The organism is Photobacterium sp. HL06, from assembly GCF_059552575.1.
In genome coordinates this window covers 1,922,113-1,935,751 of the sequence record NZ_CM183915.1, presented here as the reverse complement: position 1 = coordinate 1,935,751, position 13,639 = coordinate 1,922,113, and the positions used below count along the sequence as shown (strand labels likewise).

General features: G+C 46.2%; 13 protein-coding genes. 9 read left to right on the top strand and 4 right to left on the bottom strand.

From position 1 onward, the window contains the following. Positions 1-34: 34 nt before the first annotated feature. From rbsA to AC51G0_RS26615, 5 genes are all read left to right on the top strand, one after another. Positions 35-1,540: a ribose ABC transporter ATP-binding protein RbsA gene (rbsA, locus tag AC51G0_RS26635; protein WP_496302583.1), complete on the top strand. Its 1,506-nt coding sequence runs from the start codon at positions 35-37 to the stop codon at positions 1,538-1,540. Further along, positions 1,537-2,520: a ribose ABC transporter permease gene (gene rbsC / locus AC51G0_RS26630; RefSeq protein WP_496302582.1), complete on the top strand. Its 984-nt coding sequence runs from the start codon at positions 1,537-1,539 to the stop codon at positions 2,518-2,520. Before rbsA ends, rbsC begins: the two co-directional genes overlap by 4 nt. A gap of 85 nt (positions 2,521-2,605) precedes the next feature. Further along, entirely contained in the window at positions 2,606-3,484 is an 879-nt protein-coding gene (rbsB, locus tag AC51G0_RS26625; protein WP_496302581.1) for a ribose ABC transporter substrate-binding protein RbsB, read from the top strand. A gap of 218 nt (positions 3,485-3,702) precedes the next feature. Beyond that, positions 3,703-4,620 carry a ribokinase gene (gene rbsK / locus AC51G0_RS26620; protein WP_496302580.1) on the top strand — a complete coding sequence of 306 codons (918 nt, stop codon included), beginning with the start codon at positions 3,703-3,705 and terminating at the stop codon, positions 4,618-4,620. A 78-nt stretch (positions 4,621-4,698) separates the two neighbouring features. Continuing rightward, a complete protein-coding gene (locus AC51G0_RS26615) occupies positions 4,699-5,703 on the top strand; it encodes a substrate-binding domain-containing protein (protein WP_496302579.1) in 1,005 nt (334 codons plus the stop codon). A gap of 67 nt (positions 5,704-5,770) precedes the next feature. On the opposite strand, the gene AC51G0_RS26610 is transcribed toward AC51G0_RS26615, so the two are convergent. Continuing rightward, a complete protein-coding gene (locus AC51G0_RS26610) occupies positions 5,771-6,367 on the bottom strand; it encodes a hypothetical protein (RefSeq protein ID WP_496302578.1) in 597 nt (198 codons plus the stop codon). A gap of 171 nt (positions 6,368-6,538) precedes the next feature. On the opposite strand from AC51G0_RS26610, the gene AC51G0_RS26605 reads away from it, so the two are divergent. Then, complete coding sequence (locus AC51G0_RS26605; protein WP_496302577.1) at positions 6,539-7,081, top strand: TetR/AcrR family transcriptional regulator; 543 nt, start codon at positions 6,539-6,541, stop codon at positions 7,079-7,081. A 154-nt stretch (positions 7,082-7,235) separates the two neighbouring features. On the opposite strand, the gene cspE is transcribed toward AC51G0_RS26605, so the two are convergent. Continuing rightward, the gene (cspE, locus tag AC51G0_RS26600) at positions 7,236-7,445 is read right to left on the bottom strand and encodes a transcription antiterminator/RNA stability regulator CspE (protein ID WP_496302576.1); all 210 of its coding nucleotides are present in this window, start codon (positions 7,443-7,445) and stop codon (positions 7,236-7,238) included. A 589-nt stretch (positions 7,446-8,034) separates the two neighbouring features. On the opposite strand from cspE, the gene AC51G0_RS26595 reads away from it, so the two are divergent. Next, positions 8,035-8,574, top strand: a complete 540-nt coding sequence (locus tag AC51G0_RS26595; RefSeq protein ID WP_496302575.1) for an HD domain-containing protein — start codon at positions 8,035-8,037, stop codon at positions 8,572-8,574. Positions 8,575-8,646: 72 nt separating this feature from the next. Here AC51G0_RS26595 and fabG read toward each other — a convergent pair whose 3' ends face one another. Beyond that, positions 8,647-9,381: a 3-oxoacyl-ACP reductase FabG gene (gene fabG, locus AC51G0_RS26590; RefSeq protein WP_496304215.1), complete on the bottom strand. Its 735-nt coding sequence runs from the start codon at positions 9,379-9,381 to the stop codon at positions 8,647-8,649. A gap of 270 nt (positions 9,382-9,651) precedes the next feature. Here fabG and AC51G0_RS26585 point away from each other — a divergent pair, with 270 nt between their 5' ends. Both AC51G0_RS26585 and AC51G0_RS26580 read left to right on the top strand, forming a co-directional pair. Continuing rightward, positions 9,652-10,620, top strand: coding sequence for a LysR family transcriptional regulator (locus tag AC51G0_RS26585; RefSeq protein ID WP_496302574.1), 969 nt, complete (start codon positions 9,652-9,654; stop codon positions 10,618-10,620). Continuing rightward, positions 10,571-11,506 (top strand): alpha/beta hydrolase, encoded by a 936-nt coding sequence (locus AC51G0_RS26580; RefSeq protein WP_496302573.1) that lies wholly within the window; start codon positions 10,571-10,573, stop codon positions 11,504-11,506. The genes AC51G0_RS26585 and AC51G0_RS26580 overlap by 50 nt, the downstream gene beginning before the upstream one ends. Before the next feature lie 121 nt (positions 11,507-11,627). Here AC51G0_RS26580 and AC51G0_RS26575 read toward each other — a convergent pair whose 3' ends face one another. Further along, complete coding sequence (locus tag AC51G0_RS26575) at positions 11,628-13,529, bottom strand: DEAD/DEAH box helicase (protein ID WP_496302572.1); 1,902 nt, start codon at positions 13,527-13,529, stop codon at positions 11,628-11,630. Positions 13,530-13,639 lie beyond the last annotated feature (110 nt).

Sequence of the window (13,639 nt, the reverse complement as noted above, 5' to 3'; positions counted from 1 at the left end):
ACCCTACTCTTCTGCTTAGTTGCAAGGAACTAACATGGAACAGCCAATATTAGAATTAAAAAGCATTGAGAAAGCGTTCCCGGGTGTGAAAGCACTCGACAATGCTTGCCTGAATGTCTACCCAGGCAAAGTAATGGCTTTGATGGGTGAAAATGGTGCAGGTAAGTCGACCTTGATGAAGGCACTCACCGGTATCTATGCCATGGATGCGGGTGAAATCCGCTACCAGGGCGAACAAGTCAATTTTAACGGCCCTCGTCACTCTCAGGAAGCAGGCATTAGCATTATCCACCAGGAGCTTAACCTGATCCCTGAACTGACTATCGCCGAGAACATCTTCCTTGGCCGTGAAAAAACCAATGCTTTTGGTGGGATCAAATGGTCTGAGATGTACCGTGAGGCCGATGCCCTGCTCAAGCGCCTGAATGTCAAGCATAGCTCTCGCCAGTTACTGGGTGAGCTAAGCCTAGGTGAACAACAAATGGTTGAAATCGCCAAAGCATTGTCGTTCAAATCTCAGGTCATCATTATGGATGAACCAACAGATGCCCTGACAGACACCGAAACCGAATCTCTATTCAAGGTCATTAACGAACTACGTGATGAAGGCTGCGGGATTGTTTATATCTCACACCGCTTAAAAGAAATTTTCGAAATCTGTGACGGTATTACGGTACTTCGTGACGGTAAGTTCATTGGCGAACGCCAGGTTGCCGATATCGATGAAGATATCCTGATTGAAATGATGGTGGGCCGCCGCCTTGACGAGCAGTACCCTCGAATTGATGTTCAGCACGGCACAACTTGCCTGGAAGTTAAAAACCTCTGTGGCCCTGGTGTGAACAACGTGAGCTTTACCTTAGACCGCGGTGAAATTCTGGGCGTCTCCGGCCTGATGGGCGCTGGTCGTACCGAACTGATGAAAGTGATTTACGGTGCCCTCACCCGCAAATCCGGTAATGTCATTCTTGATGGCAAAACCATTAACCCAATCAGCCCGCAGGACGGTCTGGCCAACGGCATCGCCTATATCTCGGAAGACCGCAAAGGTGACGGCCTGATCCTGGGTTTATCGGTAAAAGAAAATATGTCGATCTGCTCACTGGATCAGCTTTCGAAAGGTGTTCAGCTCAATCATTTTGATGAAGTCACTGCCGTCGAAGATTTTATTCGCCTATTCAATATTAAAACACCGACCCGTAACCAAATCATTGGCAACCTGTCGGGTGGTAACCAGCAAAAAGTGGCTATCGCCAAAGGCCTGATGACCAGACCCAAAGTGCTGATCCTTGATGAGCCAACCCGTGGTGTCGATGTTGGTGCGAAAAAAGAAATCTATCAACTAATCAACAAATTCAAAGCCGAGGGTATGAGTATCATCCTGGTGTCTTCAGAGATGCCTGAAGTACTCGGTATGAGTGACCGTATTATGGTTATGCATGAAGGACATATCAGCGGTGAGTTTATGGCCTCTGATGCCGATCAAGAAAAACTACTAGCCTGCGCTGTAGGTAAACAAATCAACGAGGTAGCAGCATGAGCACCAACGCTATGACCAAAACACAAGAAACCGGTAGCAATAAGCTATTTACCAAAGAATGGCTAATTGAACAGAAATCACTGATCGCGTTGGTATTCCTGATCGTAGTGGTGTCTTTCCTTAACCCGAACTTCTTTACCGTCGACAATGTTTTGAACATCCTGCGTCAGACCTCGGTGAATGCCATTATCGCTGTGGGTATGACACTGGTTATCCTGACTGCTGGTATCGACCTGAGTGTCGGTTCAGTACTGGCCTTGTGTGGCGCCTTCGCAGCAACAATGATCGGACTGGAAATTCCGGTACTCATTGCTGTACCAACCGCCCTACTCGCTGGTGCAGCCCTGGGTGCTATCAGTGGTGTGATTATTGCCAAGGGTAAAGTGCAGGCCTTCATCGCAACCTTGGTAACCATGACCCTACTTCGTGGTGTCACTATGGTTTACACCGACGGTCGACCAATTTCTACTGGTTTCACTGACGTAGCAGACAGCTTTGCATGGTTTGGTACTGGCTACGCAATGGGCATTCCAGTTCCAATCTGGCTGATGGTTATTGTCTTCGCAGCAGTTTGGTACCTACTGAACCATACTCGCTTCGGTCGCTATATCTATGCACTTGGCGGTAACGAATCAGCAACTCGTCTTTCAGGTATCAATGTAGATCGCGTCAAGATTGGCGTCTATGCAATCTGCGGCCTGTTAGCAGCCTTGGCAGGCATTATCGTCACCTCTCGTCTATCTTCGGCACAGCCTACTGCTGGTATGGGATACGAGCTGGATGCGATTGCTGCGGTAGTGCTTGGCGGCACCAGCCTGGCAGGTGGTAAAGGTCGAATCATGGGTACCCTGATTGGTGCTCTAATCATCGGCTTCCTGAACAACGCACTAAACCTATTGGACGTATCATCCTACTACCAAATGATTGCAAAAGCAGTCGTAATTTTGCTTGCTGTCTTGGTAGATAACAAAAATAAGTAACCCTCTGTAGCTAGGTAATTACTAGCAACGCGGGCAGTCCCCCTCTGCCCGCAACCAACCCGACATATGTAGAAAGGAAAACAGAATGAAAAAGTTAGCAACCCTAATCTCTGCCGCTGTATTGTCCGCTTCATTCAGCACAACAGCTGCCGCGCAAGACACCATGGCAATGGTTGTTTCAACGCTAAATAACCCATTCTTCGTCACCATGAAGGAAGGTGCAGAGGCAAAAGCACATGAGCTAGGCTATAAGCTGATTGTTCTTGATTCACAAAACGACCCGAGCAAAGAGCTTTCTAACATCGAAGATCTTACAGTTCGTGGTGTGAAGGCAATTCTAATCAACCCAACAGATTCCGATGCAGTTTCTAACGCGATTCGCATGGCTAACCGCTCTAATATCCCTGTCCTGACGCTAGACCGTGGTGCAAGCCGTGGTGAAGTTGTCAGCCACATTGCTTCTGATAACGTTGCAGGTGGTGAAATGGCGGGTAAATACATCATGGAAAAAGTGGGTGAAAAAGCACGCGTTATCCAGCTAGAAGGTATCGCTGGTACCTCTGCGGCCCGTGAGCGTGGTCAAGGTTTCATGAAAGCTGTTGAAGATAACGATATGAACCTGCTAGCAAGCCAGCCAGCAGACTTCGACCGCACCAAAGGCCTTAACGTAATGGAAAACATGCTGGCCGCTAACCCAGACGTTCAGGCGGTATTTGCACAGAACGATGAAATGGCACTAGGTGCATTACGTGCAGTTCAAGCATCAGGCAAGGACGTACTAATCGTTGGCTTCGATGGCACAGACGACGGTATTGCTGCCGTTAAACGCGGTAAGCTAGGTGCAACAATCGCCCAGCAGCCTGATCTAATCGGTGCGCTAGGTGTTGAAACTGCTGACAAGATGCTAAAAGGCGAGCAGGTTGAAGCGAGCATCCCAGTTCCACTGAAAGTGGTTACTGAGTAATAGCAAGAAGCGAGAAGCGAGAAGCGAGAACAATCTTTGATAGTTTAATCCACAGTCAATAGTTTTCGCTTCTTCCTCGCCTCACGAAGCAAAGCGCCCACGCTTCCCGCTTCCTTTAACCAAAATGCATCGTTTAGCAGCCGTTCACAAAACGTCATGCTAACCCATACATTTTGGCCAGATAAAAACGGCAAACGTAAAGTTATAAAGGTCCCGATATGAATAAATTAGTTGTTCTTGGTAGCGTCAATGCTGACCATGTATTGCAAGTAGCTTCTTTCCCGCGTCCAGGGGAAACGTTACATGGCCACAGCTATTGTGTTATTCCTGGTGGTAAAGGGGCGAATCAGGCAGTTGCTGCAGCTCGCCTTGGCGCTGATATTGCTTTCATCGCAAGCGTTGGCGATGACAGCTTTGGCCATGAGATGCGCGAAGTATTTGCTAAAGAAGGTATGAACACCGAAGCAGTAATGATCGAAGAAGGTGTGCCGACGGGCATTGCGATGATCCAAGTTGCCGCAACGGGCGAAAACAGCATTTGTATTTCAGCTGAGGCCAATGCTTGCCTCAGCCCGGCACGCATTGAACCTCATCATCACTTGATTGAGAATGCCGACACCCTGCTAATGCAGCTTGAAACCCCTATCGAAACAATTGAAGCAGCAGCCAAGGTCGCCAAGCAGTCCGGTACACGTGTCGTTCTCAACCCTGCCCCTGCTCAGTCATTATCAGATGACTTATTGCAACTTGTTGATATGATTACACCAAACGAAACTGAAGCAGAACTGCTGACGGGTGTAAAAGTTGAAGATATGGCCTCAGCACAAAAAGCGGCTGATGTACTGCATGCCAAAGGTATCAAGCAGGTAATGATCACTCTCGGCAGCCAAGGTGTGTGGATCAGCCAGAGCGGTGAAGGCCAGCAAGTACTTGGTTTCCGCGTTGATGCTAAAGACACCACAGCTGCCGGTGATACCTTTAACGGTGCATTACTTACCGCGATGCAGGAAGGTCGAGTATTGGAAAAAGCGATTCGTTTTGCTCATGCCGCTGCTGCAATTTCAGTTACACGTATGGGTGCTCAGACTTCCATTCCACACCGCAGAGAAGTGGAACGCTTTCTGATAGAGCACTAATCAGTTTATCGCCTATATAGCTATGCTCAAGGTATATAGGCTAATACCAGAATTCTGGTATGTGTCAGGGAGAACTCAATGGCGACAATTAAAGATGTTGCAAAACATGCCGGGGTATCCACCTCCACGGTCAGCCACGTACTGAATAAGACTCGCTTCGTCAGTGAGGATATTTCAGTCCGGGTGCAGGCTGCAGTAGAAGAATTAAACTACGCACCATCAGCCCTTGCCCGCAGCCTTAAAGTGAATCACACTCGCACTTTTGGCATGCTAGTGACGACATCGACTAACCCCTTCTTTGGTGAGGTAGTAAAAGGCGTCGAACGCCGATGCTACCAACAAGGTTACAACCTGATCCTGTGTAATACCGAAGGTGATGTCGAACGTATGCACTCGAACCTTGACACCCTGCTTCAAAAACGTGTCGATGGCCTACTGCTGATGTGCAGTGAAGTAGAAGAAAAAGAATTCGATCTTTTTGCCCGCCACCAACCGGTCCCGACCGTGGTGATGGACTGGGGACCCATTGATTTTCCAAGTGACAAAATTCAAGATAACTCCCATCACGGTGGGTATCTGGCAACCCGCCACCTCATTGAACAGGGCCATAAACAAATCGGTTGCTTGACTGGCCCCTTGGATAAACTTCCAGCCCAGCAACGCCTGTCAGGCTTTGTCCAGGCGATGGAAGAGGCCGGCCTGGAAATCAACAAAAGCTGGATTGCTTCTGGCAGTTTTGAATGTGAAGGCGGCGAGATCGCCTTTAATAAAATCTATGAACGAGGCCCACTTCCTACTGCCCTATTTGTCTGTAACGACATGATGGCGATGGGAGTGATCAATATCGCACACAAAAAAGGGATATCCGTTCCGGATGATCTGTCTATTGTCGGCTACGATGATATCAAACTGGCAAAATACATTACGCCATCCCTGACGACGATACACCAGTCTAAGCACCGGCTCGGCCAGCAGGCCGTCGATACCCTGCTGGATAAAATTCAGAGCAAACGCGAGACCAACCAAGTCATTCAACTTGAACCCACCCTTGTTGAACGTGACAGTGTAAAGTCACTAAGATAATTATCGGTAAAACATATCAATATTAAATTCCGGGCGTCAGTCCGGAATTTGTCTTTTTAAAACAGTATTACAACTCTCCAACAGGACGATACGGTTCTTCTTTGGGGAGATGGCTTAATAGCAACTTGATATAAAACAACGGCAGGAACCACTCAAGGCCAATGGGTGCCTCTAATCCATAGATAATTATCAGCAACGAACCTGCATAAAAAATCATCGCGATAGGCCTTTCCAAATATAGCGCTGAGCTTGTGATACAAAGTGCGGCGACCACAAGGTATACACCCGTAATTACAATCCAGAGTAAATCGAAAGAGAGAAAAAGCCAGGAGATAACAGTAAGGTGGACTAAATGTACCAGAACAAAACACATATGTTGCTTTGCTCCCCGCCCTGCTCGATGAAACCAACGCTTTGCACTTGAAGTCGCGTTAGTCACAATGCCACCCATAATGTCAAAAGCAAGAAGCGCACACACAATTTGTTGAAGCAAGGACCAACCAGTATCTATCCAGGCTGCGTATAACAAAGAAGCGATTACCGCGACTACGGGTATTATCGTTTGAAGACATACCTCTGCGCGTGTTGCCCCTGGGCCAAAAAGCTGATCGATTGTGCCTGCCATACCTGCCCGTGGCTTTGGGTAATTCCAATTAATTGTCATCGTTTACTCCTTTCCCAGCGATTTCAGTACTCTTCAGTCACGACATTCAGACTGACTATATATTGGTTCAGAAAGAACACATCCTTTTTAGACCAAGTGGACTATTAAGCTATCACCTTGCCCACACTTCAACAAGGGGTTATAGTCCGACTGGACTAAAAAGGAGTGACTATGCCTAAAATCGTTGATCACAATCAGTATAAGCAATCGCTTGCAAAGCAAGCTGCACACCTATTCTTACAACATGGCTACTCAAACCTTGGGATGAGGCAGCTTGCTCAAGAACTCGGCATATCAAAAAGTGCGCTTTACCATTACTTTCCGAGCAAAGATGCATTGTTTTCCGCCAGCCTGATGACGATAACTCAAAAAGAAATGGAATCATCAGCACCGCCTTTAGATGCGCCACTAGAAGAACGCATAAAAGCGTTACTATCGCTCATGCAAATAATCGAGCAGCGATTTGCGGGTGAGCTAGGGCTAGTGCTGGACTTCACTCGGGGGATGAATAACGTACAAGTTCGCGAAAATGAGCAAATGCAATTAGCGGAAAAAAGATACTTAGGGCTCATCACTCTCTATGTGGGAGATACGAAAGCAAAGCAGATTTATCATATGTTGCTAGGTGGAATGTTAGGACGCTTGCTGGATGGCGGATCCACATCTTGGGATGAAATTTATGAATGGCTCTATACAGCGTTGAAGACGCAGTAACTGTCAGTTTCTATGGCTCAATAGCAAGGTAGCCAACTCACCTGTAAAACAATTGCTAGTTAGCGTTCGTTTGCACAAATAATGACAAGATTTTCTAGGTATAAAAAATGCTGGCCTAGGCCAGCATTTTCTCATTCAAAGATAAATCTTCGAATTACAGCTTAACTACGTTAGCTGCCTGAAGACCTTTCTGGCCTTGCTCAGTTTCGAATGCAACTTTTTGACCTTCTGCAAGAGTCTTGAAACCTTCAGAAGCAATAGCACGGAAGTGAACGAATACGTCAGCACCGCCGTTGTCTTGAGTGATGAAACCGAAACCTTTCTCTTCGTTGAACCACTTAACGATACCAGTTGATTTAGACATGATTATATCCTAATTTTTTAACAAATAATTCGCATAATGCGTGTATAGCCGGGAAAAGAATTACTTATGTGAGGAATAATTATGAAAGGAAACTTCATGACACTAACTGGTAAAGCAGATGTAGAGAAGCGTTCTAATAGCATAATTTTGTATTTCATATAAATAGGTCTGATTACAGGCCGAGGACAATACTACCAGTATTTATTGCTTTGTATAGTATTTTTGTCATTTATTTCATGCTGCCGGGCAATCAATTGGTATCCCCCCCACTTTGTCAAACTTCGTTGCACTGCGCTCAATACTTCCTGTGATCAAACACCTATTGATAGAGATGTTAACAGCAGCTTATCTTCAAACCCATCTGTCGAAAAAATGCTCTTGTGCGTACAATTTTTACCACACATTCAAGTCGATACAGCTTGCCCCGTACAGCCTCACAGGGTTCAGTAACAATCGCGCTTTAAAGTAAGCAAAGCTGGCTACATCAGCTTTACCTTCTCTAATACCCGTTTTACTTTAGTGAAAAGTCCTAACGTGGCCAATAATTAGCTTATCTATTCACATTCACCAATAAGCTGAAGGAGATCCGATGCCAGTCGAAACTCAAATCCCATTACTCGATGAAATTTTAGAGCCCTGGAAGCCTATAATAGGTGATGATTACGTTGGCTATAAAAACCATGTCACCAGAATGCTGAATTTCTGTTTTTATTTAACCATTCCGAGTAAAGAAGAGCGCAAAAAACTCATTATTGCCGCTGCATTTCACGATATTGGGATCTGGAGTGACAACACCGTGGATTACCTTCCCCCATCGCTAAAACAGGCTCGAGAGTACCTCAAGGCTAACGGTCTGGAAGACTGGACAGAGGAGATCGAACTCATTATCAATGAACACCATAAAGTAAGGCCGTTTAAAGATGAACGCTACCCTTTAGTTGAATGGTTCCGGCGTGCTGATCTGGTCGACTTCTCGTTAGGCTTGATCAAGAACGGCGTATCTAAGTCTTTCATCGATGAAGTTAAAGAGGCACTGCCCAATGCGGGCTTTCACAAGCGCTTGATGCAACTTATATGGAAGCAGATTAAAAAGGAACCTCTCAACCCTGCCCCAATGATGAAATGGTAATACGTCTCCCCCCACCATCAAAAAGCCACCAGGTACTGCACCTGATGGCTTCTAAAACAGCTACGATTTCGCTTAAATGACCAAGCCACCATCAATCTTCAAAGTCTGCCCAGTAATAAATGATGAACGGTCGCTAGCCAGGAACAAAGCGCCTTCTGCAATATCTTCTGGTTTTCCCATCCGCTGTAACGACGTTTTGCCCTTCATGAAATCCAACAATTTGGTGGGCAGGTTGACGGTCATCGGGGTTTCAATAAAACCAGGGGCTATGCAATTCGCGCGAATTTTGGCTCCCTTTCGAGAAAACTCTTTCGACCAGCCTTTGGTCATAGCAATAACACCGCCCTTGGTCGCAGCATAGTTGCTTTGCCCTATATTCCCATCAGTACCTACAACAGAAGACATGGAAACAATTGAACCTGAACCATACTCCATCATGACAGGGGCGACAGCCTGGGTCATATTGAATACACCCTTTAGGTTAACATCAGAAACCAGGTCCCACTCATCTTCTGTCATTTTTTCAATCAGGTTATCGCGGGTAACCCCTGCGTTATTTACCAACACATCAATTCGACCAAACTCAATTTTAACTTGCTCCACAAAGTGGGCAATACTTGAGCGGTCACAGACATTCAGCTCGACAGCGCGAACATTGGCAAACTGCGATTCCAGATCAGCCATCACCGCAGCATTCATATCACAGGCAAACACCATTTTCGCATCATTTTTTGCAAAGGTTTCTACAATACAGCGCCCAATTCCCTGTGCTCCGCCGGTAACAATACAGATTTTGTCTTTTAGCATCATTTCCCTCATCCTTAATACCAATCAACGGTATAAATACCAAAAAGTGAACCACGATTAGTGTGCTGGGAAACACAAATCATCACTAACTCACTTCATGTCTACATATCTTAGATGAACTATGCAAAATTATTACCAACATTGTTGCAAATCACATTTGCGTAATAGGGAAAAAGCCACCATAACATTCGTGTAACCGCTATTTCATTGGTTTTCAAGGTGGTTGTTTGCTATAAATTGAGAGTGGCTAATAATTAATCAGGGTAGAAAATGCTCGACAAGGTTGTCTTTTTTCTTCATGTCATACGTTCAGGCTCTATCAGTGTCGCTGCCAAACAAAATGGTATATCGGCTTCAGCTGCTAGCCGCTGGCTTAACGAGCTGGAAGAAAATATGGGAGTAAGCTTGCTAAAACGAACGACAAGGAAGATCAGTCCCACCCAGGCTGGTCAGCGTCTCTATGATCGCTTTAGCCTGATTCATACAGAAATAGACGATATTTTCAATGAAGTTCAGAATATGAGCAATGAAGATAAAGGCACCATAAAAATCGCAAGTACACCTTTATTTGCCAAGCACTATTTAAGCCAGATCATCGGTGAGTACCTTCAGGCGCACCCATCCATTAACTTTGTGGTAATTGAAACAGCCTTTGAAGTCGACCATGTGCATGACGTTGACTTTGCTATCAGGGCTAATGCAACCTATCGCGGCTTTCAAGACAAAGACAGTTTACTGGTAAAACGTTCACTGCTGCGGGAGCCGCTCACAGCCTGCTGTTCACCAGACTACATTAAGCAATTCGGTGAGCCGATTGTCCCAGATGATCTCAAGCAGCACCTCTGCCTATATGCCACCACCTTAGTTGGCGGAAACAAGTGGATTTTTGAGCTCAACGGTGAATCTAACTCCGTCGAAATTGCGCAAACCGTAGAAGCTGATGACAGTGAAATCCTTAAGAATATTGCACTGGCCAGTGGTGGGGTTGCATATCTCCCATATAGCCTGATCGATTCAGATATCGCCAAAGGCAACTTAATCCCCGTCTTAAAGAACTATGTCAGTAGCGAGTTTGAGCTCAACCTATACTTCAAGCCTCGTAAATATATGCCGGCCCGTTGTGCAAACTTCAAGGATTACCTCATCAAACGCGTTGCTGAAATTGAAGGGGCCAACAGACAAGGAAACCATGATGCCTACGCTCCCCCCCCTGCTTCAGACCTGGCTAACACAATTTAACCTCATAGTAGCCCAATCAGAACAGGCCGGCATCAAACCAACTCCTGAACTGGCACGCTTGGGGCTGGCGAACATTACCATACAGTTCGTTACGGATATCCCACCTATAGCAAACATTACAGATTCCACTATCAGTCACACGGCTATTCCTTGCCGTGTATATCAACCTATGTTGGATTTGCCTTTACCTGTCATCCTGTTTATTCATGGTGGCGGGCATATGTGTGGCAATATTGATGTCTACGATCCCATTTGCCGGAAACTGGCTGACTGCTGCCAATGTATCGTAGTCAGTATCGATTACCGCCTAGCTCCCGAGCACCCTTACCCGGCCGGCATTCAAGATGCCACGAGTAGTTTAAAAAACCTTTACGCCACGCTAGATAAATTAAAAGTTAGTTACCTTGAACATATAACGTTAATCGGTGATTCAGCTGGTGCTGCAATGGCAGCAACCGTTATTCAAGAGACAACAAATACTCCACCGATAATAGAAAAGCTTATTTTGATCTATCCAAGCCTTGATTACACTTTTGCGGCAGACTCGCTTATTGATAATGGTAAGGGGTATATATTAGAAACGAACAAAATCGAATGGTACTTCAATCAGTACCTACAGCATAACGAAGATCGGAAGCAGGTTTCCCCTCTATTTGGTAACATCACCGATAGCCACCCTAAGACCTTAATTGTTACTGCGGGCTTTTGTCCCCTAAAGGACGACGGTATCAGCTACTTAGAACGCTTGAAGTTAGCAGACGTGCCCTGCCAGCACCTTCACCTGGACAATATGCCCCACGCCTATCTCAACCTGGAGGATCTGGCAAAAAAAGAGTGTGAGCAAACATACACTGCCATCACTCATTTTATAAACAACAAACAATAGTGGCATTGGGTGCTATATCACACTGATTTCCAGCACTAATTATCAATCAACATCAAAGCTAGCGCTATAATTTAGATACAAAAAAACCGGGCCATGCCCGGTTTTTTATATTACGCAGTGATTAAGCGTCTTGACGAGGCTTGCTTTCACGACGTGGACGGTCTGAACCATGGTTACGTTCACCACGGTAACTACCACGGTTGTCACCGCCACGGTTGCGGTCGAAACGACGCTCGCCGTCACGACGACCACGACCACCTTCACGGTTGCCATCGCGGTTGCCACGGTAGCCACCACGGTTACCATCGCGGTTACCATCGCGGTTACCACCACGGTGCTCACGAAGTACTTCACCTTCAACAACAACAGCTTTTACATCGTTCTGACGGATGCGCAATTTCTTTAGCTGTGCCGCAACTTCTGCTGTCATCTTCTTAGGAAGTTGAACAAAAGTATGTGATGGAGCAAGTTTAATTGCACCGATGAACTCTTTGCTTAGGCCAAGTTCGTTTGCAATTGCACCAACGATATCTTTAACCTGAACACCTTGCTCACGACCAACCTGCAGCTGGTAAGTATCCCAGTCAGCGTTGCTGTATGAACGACGCTCGCGACGTTCACCGCGCTCACCACCACGCTCACGGTCGTTACCACGACGCTCACGACGTTGCTTTTCACGCTCGATAGCAGCGATCATTGGGTCCGGGCCTTTGTAGAACAATGGACGGTTACCCTGCTGGCGTTGAAGCAGCATTGCAGCAAGTGTTGCCGCATCTACTTCGATAGATTCTTGTAGCTTTTCAACAAGCTCAACAAATGCTTCAACATTTGTTTGCTCTTTTTGAGCCGCTAATTCTTCACCAAGACGGTTCAAACGCGATGCAGCAACAAGATCACGGTTTGGAAGCTGAATCTCTTCCATGCGAGACTTCGTTACACGCTCGATAGTGCGAAGCATACGAATTTGGTTAGTACGAACCAATAGGATCGCTTTACCTGTACGTCCAGCACGACCTGTACGGCCGATACGGTGGATGTATGATTCTACATCGAATGGGATATCGTAGTTGAATACGTGTGTAATACGTGGCACATCAAGACCACGAGCAACAACGTCAGTTGCAACTAGAATATCGATAACACCACGTTTGATGTGATCAACAGTACGCTCACGTAGAGACTGAGGAATATCACCGTGAAGTGCAGCAGCTTTAAAGCCACGAGACGATAACCAATCAGCTAGACGCTCGGTATCTTGACGCGTACGTACGAATACGATTGACGCATCAGTTTCTTCAGTTTCAAGAAGACGGCTCATTGCTTCGTCTTTCTCTACACCTTTAACAACCCAGAACTGCTGCTCTACTTGAGAAACCGTGCGGTTTTCGCCAGCAACGTCAATGCGCTCAGGGTTACGTAGGAAACGGTCAACGATTTGCTTAACGATTGGAGGCATAGTTGCCGAGAACAATACGCGCTGTGCAGATGCTGGCGCTTGTTCCATGATCCACGTTACATCGTCAACGAAGCCCATTTTCAGCATTTCATCTGCTTCATCTAGTACAAACGTACCAACTTCATCAAGGTGCAAACGATCACGTGAAATAAGGTCTTTAACACGACCAGGAGTACCAACAACAATGTGTGCACCATTTTTAAGTGCACGCATTTGATCAACGATAGAGGCACCACCGTAGATTTCTAAAACTTTAAGTCCCTTGATATTTTGACCAAGAACTTTGATTTCTGCAGCAACCTGAATCGCTAGCTCACGTGTTGGAGCCATAACGATAGCCTGAGGCTTATGCTGAGAAAGGTCTACTTTGTTCAGAACAGGTAGTGAAAACGCAGCCGTTTTACCAGTACCAGTCTGTGCCTTACCAAGTGCATCTGCACCTGTAAGCAGTAGAGGAATAGACGCCGCCTGGATAGGGGTAGGCGCAACGAAGCCCATTGAGTCAAGTGCGGATAGTAGTGTGTCGGCCAGATCTAACTGGCGAAATTCTGTAACAGATTCTTGCATTGGGATCCCAATATGTAATCTAAAGTAAAACGGGGCCCCTTCTGCTTTAAGAGTTCTGCAACAGCAACCACAAGCATGGGCCTCGACTTTGAGGCGCGCATTGTGCGCCA